Below are 20141 nucleotides of genomic sequence, written 5' to 3'. Positions count from 1 at the left end.
ATGAGCGGCCAGTCCCTGCATCCGCCCCTCGTTAGCGCTCCGCTTCTGGCCCCTATGGCACCGCCTTCTGGAATCCGGCCGAGCCCGGCAACCTGGATCAGAAAGAACCTGTTCTCGACGCCGTTCTCCGGCGTTCTCACGATCTGCTTCACAGTTCTCGCCGCATGGCTTTTGCATCAGTTCGTGCGTTTTGCAGCCTTGGACGCAGTCTGGGCAGGCGGACAGCAAGAATGCCGCGCCAACCCTGACGGCGCCTGTTGGCCGTTCATTGTCGAGAAATTCGACTATCTCCGCTACGGGGCGTATCCCGTATCCGAGCGCTGGCGGGTGGACCTGACGCTGGCAATCGGCGCCGTGCTGATCTTCTGGCTGCTGTGGAAACGGGCGCCGCGGCGCAATGTGGCGGCGTTGCTGTTCTTTGTTGCCTACCCGGCCGTCGCCTTCGTGCTGTTGAGGGGCATCGCGTCGCTCGATCTGCCGATCATCGATACCGTCTTGTGGGGTGGGCTGCTCATCACTCTGCTCATGTCGATCGTGGGGATCGTCTTCTCGCTGCCGCTCGGCGTGCTTCTCGCGCTTGGCCGACGATCGGAGCTTCCCCTCGTCAGAGCAGTGTGTGTGATCTTCATCGAGGTCGTCAGGGGTGTGCCGTTCATCACGGTGCTGTTCATGGCGAATTTCATGATGCCGCTCTTCGTCCCCGACTATCTGACGCCCGATCGGCTGCTGCGTCCGCTGATTGCAATAGCGCTGTTCTCGTCGGCCTACATGGCAGAGGTGGTGCGCGCCGGCCTTCAGGCGATCCCGAAGGGGCAATATGAGGCGGCAAAGGCGCTCGGCGTCAGCTATTTCACCATGATGCGTCTGATCATCCTGCCGCAGGCGCTCACTATCGTTATCCCAGGCATCGTCTCTACCTTCATCGGGCTGTTCAAGGACACGACGCTGGTAGCGATCGTCGGCATTGCGGACTTCCTGAGAGCCGTCGAAACGGCGCGTGTCGACCCGAACTGGGCTGGGCCGACGATCTCCTCGACCGGCTATCTCTTCGCCGGGCTGGTCTACTGGATCTTCTGCTTTGGAATGTCCCGGTACTCGCAGTCGATGGAGCGCGCGTTGGCGCGTGGCCACAGGAGCTAGGAAGCGGAGTATGCGACAGGCAGTTTCAGCAACGAGGCACGTGGCGCAAATCCTCAAATAGCCCGCCAAGAGTTCGAGCCGCGAGCGGCGAAAACCACACCGGAAACCAGGCAATGGCTTGTGCAGATGCATCGCAACCGACGGTTGCGGAAAGAAATGTTGGAATGATCGACTTCGACAGGATCTATGATCGCCACCAGTTTGGGTCAGTCAAATGGGCCAATCAGTGGGACGAATTCTCGCCTCGAGTCGAGGGCGAAGATCTGCTTTCGCTGTGGACCGCGGACATGGATTTTCGCGCGCCTGAAACCGTCATCGCGCGGCTGCGGGAAGCGGCGGACCATGGAATCTATGGCTATACCCGCCGCGACCCCCGTCACTACGAGATTGTGCAATCATGGTTCGCGCGTCGGCACGGCTGGTCGCCGGCACTGGAATCGCTGCTGCCAGCGCCTGCGATCATGCCGTCGGTAGCCGCGATGCTTCGGACCTTCACGAAGCCCGGGGACGGGGTGATCGTGCAGTCTCCCATCTACTCGCCCTATTTCGAAGTGATTCAGGGGAACGGCAGGAAGCTGCTGGTCAACAGGCTAAGGTTGCAGGATAACCGATATGAACTCGACCTGGAGAACTTCGCGAAACTGGCAGCCGGCGCCAAGGCCTTCCTGTTGTGTAATCCGCACAATCCAGCTGGAAAGGTGTGGACGCGCGGGGAATTGACGGCGCTGAACGATGTCTGCGAGCTCTACGGCATCCTTGTCATATCCGATGACATCCATTGCGATATCAGATTGTCGGATCGCCCGCACATCGTCTTCTCGTCCCTCTCGGAGGATGCCGCGGAAAAGTCATTCATCTGCACGGCTCCAACGAAGACCTTCAATCTGGCCGGAGTGCCCTCCGCAACCGTGTCGGTGGCCAACAAGCAGCGGCGCGAGGCGCTTCTGGCCACCATGCAGGCATCGTTCATGGTCAATGCCAACTTCTTTGGACGGCTGGCGCTAGAGGTCGCCTACAGCACCGGCGCGCCGTGGCTGGATCAGCTGACGCGCTACATCGGCGGTAATGTCGATTTCGTCCTCAACTTCGCCGAGGATCGCCTGCCGGGCATCACACCGATGCGGCCGGACGCTTCCTTCCTGGTGTGGCTGGATGCGCGCGGGCTCGATCGGAAGGTCGGAGGCGTTCAACGGTTTTTCGTCGACCGAGCCGGAGTCAATTTGTACGACGGGCGGGTTTATGGACCCGGCGGTGAAGGCTTCATTCGCCTCAATGTCGGTTGCCCTCGTCCGCTGTTGCGCAGGGGGCTCGAACGCATGTCCAGGGCGCTGGAGTCGTTGTGAGAGCGTTGACGGGACCGGAGCGGCCCAGCGGCATCGGCGATAGCGTGCTGGCATTCAGCTCCAGGCGTGGCTGGCCAATCCATAGACCCAGGGCTCGTTGCTTTCGCGGTTCAGAAAGCGGCGGCCTTTGGACATCGTCGTCACTGTTTCGGCAATGCCGAGGCCGCTCTGCTGCAGAAACTCGGCAAACACGCCATCCTTCTCGCGCGTATCGACGCGGGCGAATCGACCTGCCAGCTTCTTCAGATGGACGGCTGTGAGTTGGACCGCGTCCTGGTCGTTTCGGGCTATTGTGGGACCAATCACATGGCCGCGCCCGAACTCGCGACACATGGAATAGCCAACGACCTCGCCGCCGCGACTCAAAGTGGCGATCGAGGCATCCTCCGAAAGCAACGCAAGCAGCCTTGCACGGTTGGTCCCGAATGCGCGCGCGTCCAGTTCGGTGATCTCGCGAAGTCTGCCGCTGGGCAGATCACTTAATTCACCATCCGGAGCTGGCATTGGCGGGAGTTTTTGTGGGATCTCGCCCTGGCGCATGTAGACGATCGCCTCGTTCGTGAAGCCGAGCGACACATATAGGGGATAGGCGGCATGGGTGGCATTCAGGGCCAGATTGCGATCCCCGCACTGCTCGAGGACCTGGTCCATGAGCCATCGGCCGCCTCCCTGCGCCTGTGCGCGAGGCGTCGTGATCACCAGGCCGATGGTGGCAAAATCGTCCCCTTGGGGAAACCACATCGCGCTTCCGAAGACGCGCCCAATTCCGTCAACGGCGACGATGCCGTGGCCGGCGCGGCGCAACAAATCCCAGTCCTTGGGACGATGCGGCCAGCGGACCGAAATCGATAGTGCATGCAGCAGATCAACATCGACATCATTGATGTCTCGCGCGACCAGTTCAAAGGATTTCAGGCGTACTGATCTCTGCATCTCAGTCGATCCGCTCCTTCAACGAATGTCTTTCAACGAATGCCCAGGGCACGCGGTGTTAAATCCTGGCGCCGATAGCCATGTTTGCGACAGGCCTCATTTGCAGCAGCATTACAGGGGAACGCCAGCAGGTTTCGCTGGTTCGAGGCGTTTTTTCGCAATCTTCAACCAAAGCACGACGCGATTCGGCAGGGAACACTGCTGCTCAGGGATAGGCTGGTCGCAACCTACAGTGTGCAAGCAGAGCGGACAGCCATGAACGTGGAAGAAATCCTCGCGACCCTGATTGCGTTTCCCTCAGTTGTGGGCACGCCAAACGGTGAGATCGTCGATTGGATCCGCGACTACTGTCAGGCAGCCGGAGCCGAGGTGACGGTTCTGCCCGGTCCCGAGGGCGACCGGTCCAACCTGTTCGTCACGGTCGGCCCGCGTGGCGGTCGGGGCTACGTCATCTCCGGACATATGGATGTCGTGCCGGCCGGCGAGCCGGAATGGAGCTCCAATCCGTTCGTCCTGCGTCGCGAGGGCGGCAGGCTTTACGGCCGCGGCACCACCGACATGAAGGGCTTTCTCGCCTGCGCACTGGCCGCGCTGCCAGGACTTGCGGCAATGAACCTGCGGCAGCCAGTCCATCTCGCATTCTCCTACGACGAAGAGGCGGGGTGCCGTGGTGTGCCGCATCTCCTGGCTGCGTTGCCGAGCCTGTGCGAGAGGCCGCTTGGCGCAATTGTCGGCGAGCCGAGCCGGATGCAACCTGTGCGTGCGCACAAGGGAAAGGCCGCGGCGCGGCTCGAGGTGATCGGGCGATCCGGCCATTCGTCACGCCCCGATCTCGGACTGAATGCCGTGCACGCCATGGCCGGCGTCATCTCGCACGCAGTGGCCTACGGCCAATCGCTCACGGGCGGCCCGCTCGATCAAAATTTCGAGCCCCCATACTCTTCCTTGCAGGTGGGTGTCATCGCCGGTGGACAGGCGGTCAACATCATCGCTGGCCACTGCACAGCCGATATCGAGGTGCGTGCCGTGCCGGGCGTTTCCCCAGCATCCCTGCTTGAGCCGGTCAAAGCCCGGCTTTTCGATCTGCGCGACAGCGGCTTCGAGGTGGCTTGGCACGAATTGAGTTCCTATCCCGCCCTTGCGCCGGCGGATGGGAGCAAGCTAGCGGCCGTTCTGACCGAGCTGACCGGGCAGGAGCCGCTCACAGCGGTCAGTTACGGCACCGAGGCCGGACTTTATCAGCAGGCCGGTATCGATGCGATCATTTGCGGCCCTGGCGAAATTTCCCGCGCGCATCGTCCCAATGAATACATCGAGATCGGTGAACTTGTTGCCTGCCAGAGCATGATCGAGGATCTCGGCGCGCGTCTCGCGGCCTGAGGGAAGGGCGGGTTCCATGGCATTTCTTTTCAACTCCGATGCGGCGCGTGCTGCGGTGTTCCGCGAGATTTTTGCGCGCGAACTCCCGGATCTGGAATTCTTCCATTCCGGCGATGAGTTGGAGCCGGAGAAGGTGCGCTATCTCATCACCTGGACGGTGCCGGACGACATCTCCTGCTACCGCAACCTGGAAGTGCTGTTTTCGATCGGAGCCGGCGTCGACCAGTTCAAGCAGGACGTCGTGCCGAGCCATGTGAAGCTGGTGCGCATGGTCGAGGACGGCATCATCCGCATGATGCAGGAATACGTCGCGCTTGGCGTGTTGGCGCTCCACCGGGAGATGCCCGCCTATCTCGAGCAGCAGAAGAGGTGCCTCTGGCAACCGATTGCCGCTCGACAGGCGGCTGAGCGCCGGGTCGGCTTTCTTGGTCTTGGCATGCTGGCGCAGGCGGCAATCGAACGCCTGAAGCCATTCCAGTTTCCGCTTGCCGGGTGGAGCCGCAGCGAAAAGCGGATTGAGGGAGTCACCTGTTTTCACGGCGCCGATCAGTTGCCCCGCTTTCTGAAGCAGACGGACATTCTCGTCTGCCTGCTGCCGCTGACGCCGGAAACCAGCGGCATTCTCGATGCAAAACTCTTCTCCTTGCTACCAGCCGGGGCGCGGCTGCTGCATGTCGGCAGGGGTCCGCAACTCGACCAGGCCGCGCTGATCGACGCGCTCGATACCGGTCACGTAGCTGCGGCGATGCTTGATGTCACTGATCCGGAACCGCTCCCGGAAAACCATCCGCTGTGGTCGCATCCGAAGGTGATGATAACGCCGCACATTGCTTCGGTGACACAACCACATACGGCGGCGCAAGCCGCCGTCGACAACGTCCGGCGCCACCGCGCCGGCGAACAACTGATCGGCCTCATCGATCGGACACTCGGCTACTAACCAGGAGACCCACATGTCACTGCTGACCACGATTGACACAAATCCCGCCTTCACGCCGAAGGAGGCATTGCCGCTGCCTGAGCGGCTCATTTCCGGCACTCCATCCTTCAAGAGCTGGGCGCAGGATGCCTCGAAAGGTGAGAAGGTTCTGACCGGCGTCTGGGAAGCCACCCCCGGCGAGACGCATTCGATCAAGGGCACCACCTACGAGTTCTGCCATATCCTTTCGGGCCTCATCGAAATCGAGGAGAAGGGTGGCGAGACCAAGACTTACCGCGCCGGCGACAGTTTCGTGATGAAGCCCGGTTTCGTGGGTGTCTGGCGCACCATCGAAACCGTGCGCAAGATCTACGTCTGCGTTTACGACTGAGTTCAGTGCTCAAGGTACGGCCGAGTAGAGCGCGCGGCGGTTCCAGAACAATCGGCTATCCAAGTTCGGCCCGACGCGATTCGACGCTGTCGGGCCGCTCATTCTCGACGAAAAATGCGGCGCGCGGTCCGCTATGGTTCCGCTAGTGCGAATGAGGACCTCGATCGATGAAGACCTATGACATAGCGCTCATCCCCGGCGACGGCATCGGCAAGGACGTGACCGGAGCGGCATGGCAGGTGATGCAGGCCGCGGCCAAACGGGGCGGTTTCGCCCTTGATGGCACACGCTTCCCATGGTCGTGCGCCTACTACCTGGAAACCGGCGCAATGATGCCGCCAGACGGCATCGAGACCCTTCGAAAATTCGACGCGATCTATCTCGGCGCTGTCGGCTGGCCGGCGGAAGTGCCCGACTCAGTATCGCTTCACGGACTCCTGCTGCCGATCCGGAAAGGGTTCACGCAGTACGCCAACATACGGCCGCACAGGCTGCTGCCGGGCGTTCAGGGTCCCCTCCGCGCCGATGGTTTCGACATCCTGTGCATCCGCGAGAATACGGAGGGCGAATATTCCGGCGCCGGCGGGCGCGTTCATTCCGGCACGGCCAATGAGGTGGCGATCGAGACGTCAATCTTCACGCGTGCAGGTGTCGAACGGATCATGCGTTTCGGTTTCGAACAGGCGCGGGCGCGCCGCAAGAAGCTCGCATCCGTCACCAAATCCAACGCACAGAAACATTCGATGGTGTTCTGGGATGAGGTCACGCGCGAGGTGGCGAAGGACTATGCCGATGTCGACGTCTCGCACTACCACATCGACGCCATGGCTGCCCGCATGGTGCTGGCGCCTGAAAGCCTCGACGTGATCGTCGCCTCGAACCTGTTTGGCGACATCCTCACCGATATTGGAGCGGCCATTCAGGGCGGGCTGGGTTACGCCGCCTCTGCCAACATCAATCCCGATCGCAGCGCGCCTTCGATGTTCGAGCCGGTCCATGGCTCGGCACCCGACATCGCGCATCTCGGCGTCGCCAATCCGATCGCCGCGATCTGGTCGGGTGCGATGATGCTCGAGCATCTGGGCGAGGGGCATGCTGCGGCAGAAGTGATGTCGGCGATCGAATCCGTAACCGCGCAGGGCATAGGCACGATCGCAGGCAAGGACCGGACTGAAACAATCACGCAAGCCGTGCTTGCGGCGTTGAGCTGAAAGGGCAGAGGAAAGACCATGAATGCGATAACGAAGATTGGCACGTTTGACGATGCGGACCTGTTCCGCCAGCAGGCGTTGATTGGCGGTGTGTGGCGGGAAGCGGATACAAAGGCCGCCGTCGAGGTCACCAACCCTGCCACCCTGGCCGTTCTTGGCAGCGTTCCCGATATGGGCGGCGACGACACCCGGGCCGCGATCGGTGCTGCGGCCGAGGCATTCAAAAGCTGGAAGAAGACGACCCATGCCGAGCGTGCGAGATTGCTGGAGCGATGGCACGACCTCATTCGCCAGCACGAACAGGACTTGGCGCTTCTGCTGACGCTCGAACAGGGTAAGCCGCTTGCCGAGGCGTCGGCGGAAATCCGCTACGGCGCATCTTTCGTGAAATGGTTTGCGGAAGAGGCGCGCCGCATCGGTGGCTCGACCATTCCGTCACCCACCGCCGATCGACGCATTCTGGTTCTCAAGGAAGCAGTCGGCGTCTGTGCCATCATCACGCCGTGGAATTTCCCCAACGCGATGATCACGCGCAAAGTAGCACCGGCGCTGGCCGCCGGCTGCACGGTTGTCATCAAGCCGTCGGAATTTACGCCATTCTCGGCGCTGGCGCTCGGCGTCCTGGCGGAGCGGGCGGGCATCCCGGCAGGCGTTATCAACATCGTGACCGGCATGCCGGGAGAGATCGGCAAAGAGCTGATGGCCAACGAAACGGTGCGCAAGATCTCGTTCACCGGTTCGACCCGCGTCGGTGCGCTGCTCATGCGTGGCGCGGCCGATAGCATCAAGCGGCTGAGCCTGGAGCTTGGCGGCAACGCGCCCTTTATCGTCTTTGACGACGCCGATCTGGATAACGCAGTTGAAGGGGTGATCGTATCCAAGTTCCGCAATGGCGGCCAAACCTGCGTTTGCGCGAACCGGATTCTCGTGCAGGAAGGCGTTTACGACGCTTTCGCCGAAAAGCTGAGCCAGCGCGTGACGCGGATGAAGGTTGGCGCGGGGACCGACGAGGGCACTGAGATCGGCCCGATGATCAACGCGGCCGCGATCGACAAGATCGAGCGTCACATCGCGGATGCGAAGACGAAAGGCGCGCAGATCCTCGCCCAAAGCGAGGCAGTGCCCTACGGCAGGCAATATGCACGGCCCGTTGTTCTGGGGGAGGCTACGACCGACATGCTGCTGGCATCGGAAGAAACCTTCGGACCGGTGGCGCCGCTTTTTCGCTTCGAGACGGAGGAAGACGCCATCACGATCGCGAACGCTACGCCGTTCGGCCTTGCCGCCTACTTCTACACCGACGACCTCAAACGGTCATGGCGTGTCGCCGAGGCGCTGGAGTTCGGCATGGTCGGGCTCAATACCGGCCTGATCTCGACCGAGGTTGCGCCTTTCGGCGGTGTCAAGCAGTCAGGCGTGGGGCGGGAAGGATCGCAGCTCGGCATCGACGAATATCTCGAGGTCAAGACGCTTCATGTTGGCGGGCTTAATTAGAGGCCTTTCGAAGTCGCAACTGCGAACTAAAGTGCGTCGCGTTTGACCGGCCTCATGCGGCGCGCTTTAGGTTGTTGTTTATGCTGTCGCTATCGCAAAACCGCTGCACACCCTCGGTCAGGCCCAGGGTCAGGCCTGAGGGCATCCCTTAGCGCGACATGCATTGGAACACAGTCCCCTTTTCAGCGGCCGATTTTCAGTGGCAATCGCAAACCTCCGGGATTAGCCGAAGCATCCCTCCACTTCGTCATCCCAGGGCGGAGCAAGGAGCGAAGCGACGCGGCGCAGACCCTGGGATCCATGCCGTTGCCTGGCGGCAGTGCTCCTGCGGACCGGAACCGTAGCGGCTGGTGAAGCGCGAGCCGTGCCGGATTTGTGCTCCGGCATGCGGCGTCCGAGGTCGTTGGTGACGCCGATGTAGATCGTGCCGCGCTTCTGGTGGCATAGCCGGCAGAAGGGTAACGAGCACCGTTGCGCATGCAAGCGCGTTCTGAGCCGTTGCATGCTTCGGGTGGCGTAACGGCATGGATCCTAGGGTCTGCGCCGCGTCGCTTCGCTCCTTGCTTCGCCCTAGGATGACGAAGGTGGGGTGGCTTATGCCAATCGCCAGCGTTGGAGATTTGGCTGCCCGACCGTCAGGCAGCGAAGGTCCACCGCTGTATGGATGCCAGGGTCTACGCGGCGCCGCTCGCTCCTTGCTCTGCCCTGGGACGACGGGCGAGGGGTGGTTCGGTCAATCCCAGGCCCGAGGGCATGCTTTTGTGCGAAATGCATCAGCAATGAGAAAGGGGCGGTCGAACCGCCCCTTTCTCATTTCGATACGTCGAATGCCGCGATGGCCAGAGGCCCGCCGGCCTCAAGCAACTTCCCGAACGGGCTCCAGGCCGACCGCGGCGGCCAGCCCGCCGATATCCTTGATCTCGGTATATTCGTAGAAGGGGTTCGCGGGCTCGTGGCCGCGGTTCACCCAGACCTTGCTCTTGATGCCGAGATCGTAGGCGGTCATCAAATCGTAGCGGAAGGAGGACGAGACATGAGTGATGTCCTCCGGGCCGCAGCCGAGCTTGTCGAGCATGTATTCAAAGCCCTTCATCAGCGGCTTATAGGCGCCAACCTCTTCGGCGGTGATGACGGTGTGAAAGGGCGCGCCGAGCTTTTCCACATTCGACATGATCAGGCTGTTCATGGAGTTGGACAGGATCACCAGTGGGATTTCCTTGGCCACTCTGGACAGGCCAGCCGGGACGTCGGGGTGCGGACCCCAGGTCGGCACTTCGTCATAGATGCGTTGGGCGTCTTCGGGTTTGAACTGGATACCGATGCGCTTGCAGCTGCGTTCGATGGAATTCTGCACCACCTCGAGGAAGGGTTTCCATGGCCCCAGCACCTCGTCAAGGCGATAGCCTCTAAAAGCCTCCACGAAGCTGGCCATTGCCTCTGGGGAGAGGCGCTCGCCGTAGACGCGCCGCGCGGCACCGGCCATATCGAAATTGGTGAGCGTGCCGTAGCAATCGAAGGTGATGTATTTCGGTCTGAACGTCGACATGGCGACCATCCTCCTGGTTTTCTCGGCACAGCGTGCCTGTACCACAATCACCATAGGCGGAGATCTGGAAGACTAACGGCCGCATTCGCCGCGACCTGAAGCAGATCGTTTCGTATTGCATCGCCGGTTTGGCAGAGAGTTGCGCCAGCTGTCCTTTCGAGCTTTGGGAGCAGCGCGGCGTGTCGGCCATGCTTCGGCAGAAGATGCGGCACGAGCGGCGAAGGATAGTGAAAACGCGTCGCGCCTGGCTGCCGGTCGGGAGGAACTGCTGTCTTTGGTGGTCTACCGTCAGCACTGAAGACGAAGGCTGGAAATTCATCATGACCACACGACAGATCATTCTTGAAGAGATGACACCGGGGCACCTGGAAGGTGCTGTCGAGTTGTCTCGCCAAGTCAATTGGCCGCATCGCCGCGAGGATTGGGAACTGGCCCAATCGGTCAGCCGGGGGATCGTCGCCCTGGAAGAAGAACGCGTGGTGGCGACGATCATGATGACCCCCTACGGCGACAATGCCGCCGCCATCAACATGGTGATCGTCGATGCGGCGATGCGCGGCCGCGGACTCGGCCGAAAGATGATGGAAGAGGCGCTGGCCAAGGCGGGTGAGCGCACCTGTTGCCTGACGGCGACACGGGAAGGCCTGCCGCTCTATGAGAAGCTGGGCTTCGTCACGACTGGCGAGATCGTGCAGCATCAGGGCGAGGCGTTGGCAGTTTCGGCGCCGGCCCGTGTATCCTGGGCAGAGAGCGGCGATCTTGCCCGCCTTGAGGTGCTGGATCGCGAGGCATTTGGCCATGACCGATCGGCGCTGATGAAACGGGTTTTCGAGCGCGCGAAGCTCGCTGTCATTCGCGATGAAGGCGTTGCCCAGGCCTTTTCCGCCATCCGGCCATTCGGCCGGGGGCTGGTCATTGGCCCGGTGGTGGCGAGGAACGGTACCGAGGCCAAGGCCCTGATCGACTTTCTGCTCGCCCATCATCAGGGCAAGTTCGTGCGTGTCGATACCGACGTCTCAACGGATCTTGCTGAATGGCTCACCTGGCGCGGGCTCGCGCACGTCGGCGGGGGGATCACGATGCGACGCTCCATGGCCACGCACAGGGAAAGCAAGCCGGCGCATCATCGCACATATGCGTTGGTCAGTCAGGCACTCGGTTAAATCAGGCACTATGCTGAATCGGAGGAAGAAATGCTGGCAAACTCACTGATCGAACTCGATCGCGCACATCTGGTTCACCCGTTTTCATGCTATCGGAGCCACGAGGAGACGGGCGTGCGGGTGCTCAAATCCGCCAAGGGCGCAACGGTGACCGATGCGAGCGGGAAAACCCTGCTCGACGGATTCGCCGGTCTATGGTGTGTGAACATCGGCTACGGCCAGGAAAGTATCGTTGAAGCAGCCGCAAAGCAGCTGAGAGAGCTTCCCTATGCCACGGGATATTTCGGGCTGGGATCCGAGCCTGCCATTCGCCTTGCTGCCAGGCTTGCCGAACTGGCGCCCGGCGATCTGAACCATGTCTATTTCACGCTTGGCGGCTCCGACGCAATCGACAGCACGATCCGCTTCGTTCGCTATTACTACCATGCCAAGGGCACGCCACAGAAGGACCAGTTCATCTCGGTCGACCATGGCTACCATGGCTCCTCGACGGCAGGGTCCGGCCTGACCGCGATTCCGGCTTTCCATGCGGGTTTCGGCGTGCCATACGACTGGCAGCACAAAATTCCTTCGCACTACGCCTATCGCAATCCGGTCGGTTCCAACCCGCAGGCGGTCATCGATGCATCGGTCGCGGCCCTGCGGGCCAAAATCGCGGAACTTGGCGCGGGCCGCGTTGCGGCCTTCTACGCCGAACCCATTCAGGGTTCGGGCGGTGTCCTCGTTCCACCGACAGGTTGGCTGAAGGCTCTGCACGCCGTGTGCAAGGAACATGACATCCTGTTCGTTGTCGACGAAGTCATCACTGCCTTTGGCCGTACCGGCCCTCTCTTCGCCTGTGAGGAAGACGAGGTCGTGCCTGATCTCATGACCACGGCGAAGGGACTGACCTCGGGCTACGTGCCGATGGGCGCCGTCTTCATCTCGGACCATGTGTACAATACTATCGCAGACGGAGCCGGCAAAGCGCCTGTCGGCCATGGCTATACTTATTCGGCCCATCCCGTGAGCGCGGCGGTCGGGCTCGAATGTCTGCGTCTCTACGAAGACAGCTTGCTCGAGAACGGGCGCAAGGCCGGCAAGCGCCTGATGGAAGGCCTTCGCTCGCTCGCCGACCACCCGCTGGTTGGCGACATTCGCGGCCGCGGCATGCTGGCAGCAATCGAGTTGGTCACCGACAAGGAGCGCAAGACGCCGCTGCCGGCGGCGGCCGATCCGGGGCGCCGCATCTTCGAGCGCGCGTGGGCGAACGGCCTTGTCATCCGCGCCTTCAACAGCGGCATTCTCGGCTTTGCGCCGCCGCTCTGCTGCACCGATGACGATATTGATGGAATCCTCGAACGCACCCGGATGACCCTGGATCAAACCCTCGAGGACCGGGACGTGCGGTCGGCGATGAAGGGATGATCGTCCAGGCTGCCGCCGCATGCGCGCGGCAGCCTCTTTCTCATCTGTCGAATATGGCGTCGAGAGGCAAATGGGATTTGACGATCGGTGACTTCAGCACGACGAAGCTGAAATATTTGTCGATTCCGATATCCAGTTCGATCATGCGCTCCATGATCGTCTGGTACTCGCTGATGCCCGCTGTGACAAACTTCACAAGATAGTCGTAACCGCCTGAAACCAAATGGCATTCGATAACAGAATCGACCTTCTGGATTGCGGTGAGAAATCTCGCGAAGTCGTTCTGCTGGTGGTGCTTGAGCGTGACTTCGGTGAAGATCGTCAGAGTCTGCCCGAGCTTGGACACATCGATCTGGGCGGAATAGCCGGTGATGAAGCCTTCCGCCTGAAGCTTCTTGACGCGCATCAGGCAAGGGCTCGGTGAAAGGTTCACCAGGTCGGCGAGCTCGACATTCGTGACCCGCCCGTTCTTCTGCAGTTGGGATAAGATCTTGATGTCGATCTTGTCGAGCTTCATTGGAAACCTGTCAAACGTTGGAACCGCGGATCGTCCGGCAGACGGCGTCCGTCACCGCCTGCGTGGTCGCTGTCCCTCCGACGTCCGGCGTCAGCACGCCCTCACTCGTCACCGATTCCACAGCGTTCATCAACCGGGCGGCCGCTGCGCTCTCGCCCAGATGTTCGAGCATCTGGGCAGCGGTCCAGAAGGTGGCGACCGGGTTGGCAATACCCTTGCCGGCGATGTCGAATGCCGAGCCGTGAATTGGCTCGAACATCGAGGGATAGCGCCGCTCGGGATCAATGTTGGCGGTCGGTGCAACGCCGAGACTGCCCGCGAGCGCGCCCGCAAGGTCCGACAATATGTCGGCGTGAAGATTGGTGGCGACGATCGTATCAAGGCTCCGGGGTTTCAACGTCATACGCACTGTCATAGCATCGACCAGCATCTTGTCCCAGGCGACGTCCGGGAATTCCGGCGCCACCTCGGCTGCGATTTCGTCCCACATTACCATGCCGTGACGCTGCGCGTTGGATTTTGTAACAACTGTCAGGAGCTTTCGCGGCCGTGATTGCGCCAGCCGGAATGCATAGCGCATGATGCGGGTGACGCCGACGCGCGTGAAGATCGCGACCTCGGTTCCGACCTCCTCGGGGAGGCCGCGATGGGCTCGGCCGCCGTGGCCCGAATACTCGCCCTCGGAATTCTCCCGCACGATCACCCAATCCAGATCGCCAGGGCCAACGCCCGCCAGCGGCGAAACAATGCCGGGCAATATCCTGGTCGGCCGCACGTTCGCGTATTGATCAAAGCCTTGGCAGATCGGCAGCCGGAGGCCCCAGAGCGTGATGTCGTCGGGCACATCGGGAGCGCCTACCGCGCCAAAGAAGATAGCGTCGAAGCGCTTCAGTTGCGCCACCCCATCTTCGGGCATCATCCGACCATGCGCCTTGTAGTAGTCTGAGCCCCAGTCGAAGTGCTGGATGCGCAGCTTGAAGTCGCCGCAGCGCCGCTGCAGCGCCTCAAGCGCCTGGAGACCGGCGGCAATGACCTCTGGGCCGATGCCGTCGGCAGGAATGGCGGCAATCTCATATTCGCGCATCGTCACTTTCCCTTCAGTGCTGGCCGCCTGGCAGCCTCGATCTCGTGTGCGACCTGATGTAGCTTGGCAAACGGTCTTCTCAGAATTCAGCGACTTTGCCCCACGCAGCTGTCTTCAGACGCTCCGGCCGATAGGGACGCGGATCGACGATCGGCTCGCTGCCGGTGATGATATCGGCGATCATATGCCCAGCGCCGGGGCCGATCCCGAAGCCGTGGCCGCTAAATCCCGCGGCGAGAAGAAAGCCCGGAATCCCCTCCACTTCACCAATTGCCGGGACGCCATCGGGCGTGCTGTCGACATAGCCCGCCCAAGCATGAGAAATCGCGACGCGCTGGAACTCGGGCAGCAATTCGCAGGCTCTTTGATAGGTCAGGCGAATCTGCCTCATGTCAGGTTTGGGGTCGAGAATCCGATTCCGTTCCATTGGAGTCACGTCGTCAAGTACCCATTTCCCCAGGCTTTCATGACCTTGACGCCAGCCCTCGAACGCTCCCGGGGCCAGACTGCGCCAGCGGCGGGCGAACATGGGCACGAACTCGCGGCTGAACCTGAGCTGCTGCGGCGTTGGATCGACTCGCGCCCGCCCGCTGATCGCCAGCGCGTATCCACCGTTGCTGCGCCGCGTCAGCGAGACGCGCGCGGTATGCAGGGCATCCGGCAGGCCATTTGCGCCCGGCGCTACGGATAGAATGGACTGACGCACGGCAGCTTGCGGGAAACGAATACCAAGCTGGTTGCAGAAGGAGGAAGCCCACGCGCCTCCGGCCATGACCACGGTGGTTGTCCGGATGGTCCCGGCTTCTGTAACGACGCCGCTGACCCGGCCGGCGCTCAGCTCCAGCCCGCGCGCCGCGCAATTCTGATGTACGGTGCCGCCGGCCGCCATGATGCCGCGCGCGGCGACGGGCACCGCCTTTGAAGGATCCGCCGTTCCGTCAGTTGGCGAGAACACGCCGCCTTTCCATTTGCGGCCGGTCGCCTTGCCCCGTTCGGTGGCTTCTTGCGCGCTCAGCACATGCGTCGTGACGCCAACCGTCCTTGCGAAATCGCGCCACTTTGCCCAGCCTGCCAACTCGTTTTCGTCCTGCGAGAGATAGAGCAGGCCGCAGCGGCGGAAGCCGGTGTCCTCGCCGGTCTCCTGCGCCACTTTCTCCCAGAGATCGAGGCTCCTGGTTGCCATCGGCAACTCGCGTGCGTCACGGTTCTGCTGCCGGCACCAGCCCCAGTTGCGGCTGGACTGTTCGGCGGCAACGCGCCCCTTCTCCAGCAGGGCAACGCTGACGCCCCGTCGCGCCAGATAATAGGCCGTGAATACGCCTACCACGCCGCCGCCGATGACGACGACATCCGCCTCGCGAGGCAGGGATGGGCTGGACTCGATGTGAATCAGCGGTGCGGGCATGGATGGGACTCCGGTTATTTTAATGGATGTTAACCGGCGGCCCGCAGAGGCAGGCTGCGGAGTTCATGCCTGGACGGAATTTCCTGCGGTTTGCAGCCCATGGAACAGGCAATTGTTGCCGAAAAAAGTTTTGCCGGCGCCCAACCCGCCGGGGCAAGCAGGAGTACACTTCATCCAGTCGCGTGATCTGCGGCATGGGCTTTTCGGGACGCGGCGCGCAGTGACGCAAGGCCTTTCGCGCACAAATTAGCGGACGAAGGACCTGGTTGTCTGATCCCGGTTTCTGCGCCGGAACGGGAGCAGAGTGAAATGCCGAACCTGACGTTCTTTTCAGAAGTTCCTGCCGCCCGAGGGCCTAATTTCGACGACTATGCGGAGACAGAACAGTCAAACTGGCTGAAAGAACGGAGCAACCCTTCCTTATAACGGGTAAGCTCCAGAGGACTTCCGATAGGCAGGGCTTACGCCTTCGGAGAGTTCTCCAACAAAAGGGAACAGTGTCCGGTTCACGGACCGAATTTCATCAAGGGAGCCGCCAGGATGAGCAGAATCCGTCTCTCACAGCCTCAGCGCTCGAAGCGCCGAGACGGCCAGACGACGGACGCTATGGTGAGGCGCTTCTGCTCAAAGCGCGATGATGCGGTCCGCAACAGCGTGGACCCGCTCGGTTCAAACGGGAGATGATCGCAATGGTCGCAACGATCCAGCCTGTAGCCCCCCACGATGTGGCGCTTTCGGTGCGCGACCTCACGGTGAATCTGCCGAAGGGCATGGAACGGACTTATGCCGTCGAGAACATCTCCTTTGATCTGAAACGCGGCCAGATCCTGTGCGTCATTGGCGAGTCCGGATCCGGCAAGTCGGTCACCGCGAACGCCATCATGGGGCTACTGCCCAATGTGATCCGCGTCTCCTCGGGCGCCATCCACCTCGATGGGATGAACATCGTAGGCATGCCGCAAGACAAGCTGCGCAGCCTGCGCGGCCGGGTGGTGTCGATGATCTTCCAGGACCCGCTGTCGGCGCTCAATCCGTTGATGACGGTGGGCGCGCAGATCGACGAGGTCATGGCGGCGCACGGCGTCGGCACTCCGAAATCGCGTCGCGGCCGCGCTGTCGGGCTGCTGACCGAGGTGGGACTGCCGGACCCGGAACTCATGTACCACCAGTATCCGTTCCGCCTCTCCGGCGGGCAGCGGCAGCGGGTGATGATCGCCATGGCGCTGGCGCTCGAGCCGACGATCCTGATCGCGGATGAACCGACGACCGCGCTCGACGTGACCACACAGGCGCAGATTCTGGAGCTGATCCGCGACATTCAGCGCCGCAAGGGAATGAGCGTCATGTTCATCACTCACGACTTCGGCGTGGTGGCCGAGATCGCAGACAGCGTCGTGGTGATGGAGAAGGGCCACATCGTCGAGCAGGGTAGTGCTCAACAGGTCCTGAAGTCGCCTGGCCATCCCTACACACGGCGTCTTATCGCAGCCGTCCCACACCTGACCGGTGAGGACCGCGTTCCTCTGGAAACGGCCGACAAAGCGCCGATCCTGAAGGTCGAAGGCCTGATGAAGACCTACCGCAGCGGCAGTTCCCTGTTCAGCGCACAGCGCGTCGTGCCCGCGGTCAACGAGGTCTCGTTCGATCTGGCGCCCGGGCGCACGCTGGGCGTTGTCGGCGAAAGCGGTTCCGGCAAATCGTCGCTTGGTCGGCTTTTGATCAAGCTGCTGGACAGCGACGGCGGCGGGATTCTGTTCGAGGGCCGCGACATCGCCAAGCTTTCCGAAGCCGAATTCCGCCCGCTGCGGCCGCGGGTCCAGATGATCTTCCAGGATCCGTTCGCCTCGCTCAACCCGCGCTCGACGATCGGCCACATCCTGACCGTTGGCCCAGTCGCGCACGGCACGCCCTATGCCCAGGCGCGTGAAGAGGCGAAAGCGCTCCTGGCCCATGTCGGCCTCGATGCCGGCGCCTTTGATCGCTTTCCGCATGAATTTTCCGGTGGGCAGCGCCAGCGCATCGGCATCGCTCGGGCACTGATGTTCAAGCCGAAGCTGCTGATCGCCGATGAGGCGGTGTCGGCGCTGGACGTGTCGATCCAGGCCCAGATCCTGCAGCTGCTCGACCAGATCCAGCGGGAGACCGGCGTGTCGATGATCTTCATCACCCACGACCTGCGCGTCGCCAGCCAGATCTGCGACGAAATCGCGGTGATGCAGAAGGGGCGGATCGTGGAACGCGGTCCTCCCTCGCAAATCTTCCTCGACTCGCAATCAGCCTACACACGTGAGCTGGTGGCGGCGATTCCTGGAGAGCAGCCGGGATCTACCCGTCCGGTTGCAGCAAATGGGTAAGAGCCACGGCGGATACCGCCAGAACAAGGGGAATTCCAATGACTGAACGCTCAAACACCAAATCAAACTACTCGCGACGCGATGCACTACGATTGATGGCGATAGGCGGGGCGGCTGGCCTCATTGCGCCCAATCTGTTGGGCAAACCCGCCTTCGCCCAGAACCCGCCAGCGAACCCAACCGGCCGCGTCGTCGTCGGTCTCTCGCAGGAGCCCACCGTATTCAATCCGTTGATGCCGCATATCGAGGTCGACGACGCTGTGCATTTCTCGCTTTTCGATGCGCTCTTCCGCATGGATCCCAAAGGCATTCTTCAGCCCAATCTTGCGGTCGAACTGCCAAGCCAGAAAAACGGCGGCATTTCAGAGGACGGTCTTAAGTGGCACATCCGCCTGCGTGACGATGTCCGCTGGCACGACGGCAAGCCGTTCACGGCCGAGGATGTGAAATTCACTCTTGAGCTCATCACCAATCCGAAATTCCGGGCGTGGCGCACGGCCGGCCATTCGCTGGTGCGCGATATCAAGGTGGTCTCGCCGACCGAGCTGACCTGGCGGATGGAGCAGGCTTTCGCCCCCTATTTGTCGTTTCTCGCCGAAACCTTCATGGTTCCCAAGCACATCCTCGAAAAGGAGGCCGACCCCAACGCCGCCGCCTTCAATCAGGCGCCTGTCGGCACTGGCGCATTCAAGTGGGCGCAGCGCGTTGCCGGCGATCATATCGAACTCGTCGCGAACGCGGATTATGCCGGGGAGGGCCCCTATTTGGAGCAGCTCGTCTTCAAATACATCCCCGACATGACGGTGCTCTACACCCAGTTCAAGAGCGGCGACATCGACCTCGTCGACCAGGCATATATAACCGCCGACCACTACGCGGAAGCCAGCACACTATCGGATCGTACGGTCAAGCTGGAGCCTGGGGCATCGGTCGAGTCCATCTATCTCAATCTTGAGAAGCCGCAATTCAAGGACCCGGCGGTCCGCCAGGCGCTCTACGCCGCAATCGACAGGAAAGCGATCCTCGAAGCACTTTATTACGGCATCCACAAACCGACCGAGACGTTCATGCCGCAGAGTTCCTACTACTACAATCCGAACCTGCCGGCACAGGAATTCAACCTCGAGCGCGCGGGCCAGATCCTCGACGAGGCCGGCTGGGTACCCGGAGCCGATGGAATACGGGCGAAGGACGGGGTGCGCCTGTCGTTCGCCAACTCCACCACCTCCGGCAACCATTTGCGGGAGCAGACGCAGCAGTTCCTGCAGCAGACATTCGCCGAGATCGGGGTGGAGATGACCATCTCGAACCTGCCCGCCGCTGTCATGTGGGGCGATTTCTGGCTCAAATCGCAGTTCGAGTCAGCCATCTCCGGTGTGACCAATGTCATCGCGGGCGACCCCGACGTTTCCAACCGCCTGCACAGCAAGGCGATCGCCGCGAAGGGCGGAAAGGGCTCGAACACAGGCCAATACTCCAACCCGGAGGTCGATGCGCTGCTCGACAAGGGCGCCCGCACCTTCGATCGGGAAGCGCGGCGCGCCATCTATCTGCGTGTGCAGGAAATCGTCCGTCAGGATCTGCCGTTCCTGCCTCTGTTTGCCTCAACCAACGTGTTCGGCCGCAAGCAAGGGCTGGAAGGTTTCGAGGCAAATTCCAACACCCGCGTCGCGTCCTGGCATGCCGCCGGATGGCATTGGAAGGCCTGACATCCATACGCCGCGGGGGGGGCGCGGCCGGGGGGGGGGGGGCGGGGGGGGGGGGGGGGGGTTTGGGTTTGGGGGGGGGGGGGGGGGGAGGACACGGGGCGCACCCCCCCGCCGAAGGGAGGGGAGTATGGTGGGGAGGTGGGAG

The 20141-nt window shown here is 61.9% G+C and carries 16 protein-coding genes; 11 read left to right on the top strand and 5 right to left on the bottom strand.

Going from position 1 to position 20141, the window contains the following annotated elements; genetic code table 11:
* The gene (locus AC0L18_RS00110) at positions 1-1140 is read left to right on the top strand and encodes an amino acid ABC transporter permease (protein WP_473490128.1); all 1140 of its coding nucleotides are present in this window, start codon (positions 1-3) and stop codon (positions 1138-1140) included.
* Between the two features lie 164 nt (positions 1141-1304).
* Positions 1305-2483: a MalY/PatB family protein gene (locus AC0L18_RS00105; protein WP_473490127.1), complete on the top strand. Its 1179-nt coding sequence runs from the start codon at positions 1305-1307 to the stop codon at positions 2481-2483.
* Between the two features lie 54 nt (positions 2484-2537).
* Here AC0L18_RS00105 and AC0L18_RS00100 read toward each other — a convergent pair whose 3' ends face one another.
* Positions 2538-3416 carry a GNAT family N-acetyltransferase gene (locus AC0L18_RS00100; RefSeq protein WP_473490126.1) on the bottom strand — a complete coding sequence of 293 codons (879 nt, stop codon included), beginning with the start codon at positions 3414-3416 and terminating at the stop codon, positions 2538-2540.
* Between the two features lie 255 nt (positions 3417-3671).
* Here AC0L18_RS00100 and argE point away from each other — a divergent pair, with 255 nt between their 5' ends.
* From argE to AC0L18_RS00075, 5 genes are all read left to right on the top strand, one after another.
* Positions 3672-4796 carry an acetylornithine deacetylase gene (gene argE, locus AC0L18_RS00095; protein ID WP_473490125.1) on the top strand — a complete coding sequence of 375 codons (1125 nt, stop codon included), beginning with the start codon at positions 3672-3674 and terminating at the stop codon, positions 4794-4796.
* Between the two features lie 16 nt (positions 4797-4812).
* Positions 4813-5736: a 2-hydroxyacid dehydrogenase gene (locus AC0L18_RS00090; protein ID WP_473490124.1), complete on the top strand. Its 924-nt coding sequence runs from the start codon at positions 4813-4815 to the stop codon at positions 5734-5736.
* A 13-nt stretch (positions 5737-5749) separates the two neighbouring features.
* A complete protein-coding gene (locus AC0L18_RS00085) occupies positions 5750-6106 on the top strand; it encodes a cupin domain-containing protein (protein WP_023798459.1) in 357 nt (118 codons plus the stop codon).
* A gap of 167 nt (positions 6107-6273) precedes the next feature.
* Positions 6274-7317, top strand: coding sequence for a tartrate dehydrogenase (locus AC0L18_RS00080; RefSeq protein ID WP_473490123.1), 1044 nt, complete (start codon positions 6274-6276; stop codon positions 7315-7317).
* Positions 7318-7335: 18 nt separating this feature from the next.
* Positions 7336-8811 carry an NAD-dependent succinate-semialdehyde dehydrogenase gene (locus tag AC0L18_RS00075; RefSeq protein WP_473490122.1) on the top strand — a complete coding sequence of 492 codons (1476 nt, stop codon included), beginning with the start codon at positions 7336-7338 and terminating at the stop codon, positions 8809-8811.
* 856 nt (positions 8812-9667) lie between these two features.
* Here AC0L18_RS00075 and AC0L18_RS00070 read toward each other — a convergent pair.
* A complete protein-coding gene (locus tag AC0L18_RS00070) occupies positions 9668-10357 on the bottom strand; it encodes a haloacid dehalogenase type II (protein WP_287174371.1) in 690 nt (229 codons plus the stop codon).
* A gap of 320 nt (positions 10358-10677) precedes the next feature.
* On the opposite strand from AC0L18_RS00070, the gene AC0L18_RS00065 reads away from it, so the two are divergent.
* Both AC0L18_RS00065 and AC0L18_RS00060 read left to right on the top strand, forming a co-directional pair.
* Positions 10678-11520 (top strand): GNAT family N-acetyltransferase, encoded by an 843-nt coding sequence (locus AC0L18_RS00065; protein ID WP_473490428.1) that lies wholly within the window; start codon positions 10678-10680, stop codon positions 11518-11520.
* Positions 11521-11550: 30 nt separating this feature from the next.
* Positions 11551-12927 carry an aminotransferase class III-fold pyridoxal phosphate-dependent enzyme gene (locus AC0L18_RS00060; RefSeq protein ID WP_473490120.1) on the top strand — a complete coding sequence of 459 codons (1377 nt, stop codon included), beginning with the start codon at positions 11551-11553 and terminating at the stop codon, positions 12925-12927.
* Positions 12928-12967: 40 nt separating this feature from the next.
* On the opposite strand, the gene AC0L18_RS00055 is transcribed toward AC0L18_RS00060, so the two are convergent.
* The 3 genes from AC0L18_RS00055 to AC0L18_RS00045 form a co-directional block, all read right to left on the bottom strand.
* A complete protein-coding gene (locus AC0L18_RS00055; RefSeq protein ID WP_027151795.1) occupies positions 12968-13444 on the bottom strand; it encodes an Lrp/AsnC family transcriptional regulator in 477 nt (158 codons plus the stop codon).
* Between the two features lie 10 nt (positions 13445-13454).
* Positions 13455-14528 carry a tartrate dehydrogenase gene (locus tag AC0L18_RS00050; RefSeq protein WP_473490119.1) on the bottom strand — a complete coding sequence of 358 codons (1074 nt, stop codon included), beginning with the start codon at positions 14526-14528 and terminating at the stop codon, positions 13455-13457.
* Between the two features lie 79 nt (positions 14529-14607).
* Positions 14608-15933 carry an NAD(P)/FAD-dependent oxidoreductase gene (locus AC0L18_RS00045; protein ID WP_473490118.1) on the bottom strand — a complete coding sequence of 442 codons (1326 nt, stop codon included), beginning with the start codon at positions 15931-15933 and terminating at the stop codon, positions 14608-14610.
* 689 nt (positions 15934-16622) lie between these two features.
* On the opposite strand from AC0L18_RS00045, the gene AC0L18_RS00040 reads away from it, so the two are divergent.
* Positions 16623-18287, top strand: coding sequence for an ABC transporter ATP-binding protein (locus tag AC0L18_RS00040; protein ID WP_473490117.1), 1665 nt, complete (start codon positions 16623-16625; stop codon positions 18285-18287).
* A gap of 38 nt (positions 18288-18325) precedes the next feature.
* Positions 18326-19996 carry a peptide ABC transporter substrate-binding protein gene (locus AC0L18_RS00035; protein ID WP_473490116.1) on the top strand — a complete coding sequence of 557 codons (1671 nt, stop codon included), beginning with the start codon at positions 18326-18328 and terminating at the stop codon, positions 19994-19996.
* Positions 19997-20141: the final 145 nt, after the last annotated feature.

This window comes from Mesorhizobium sp. WSM4819, assembly GCF_055811215.1.
Note: the sequence above shows the minus strand (reverse complement) of the source record. Positions and strands in the feature narration are given on the sequence as shown.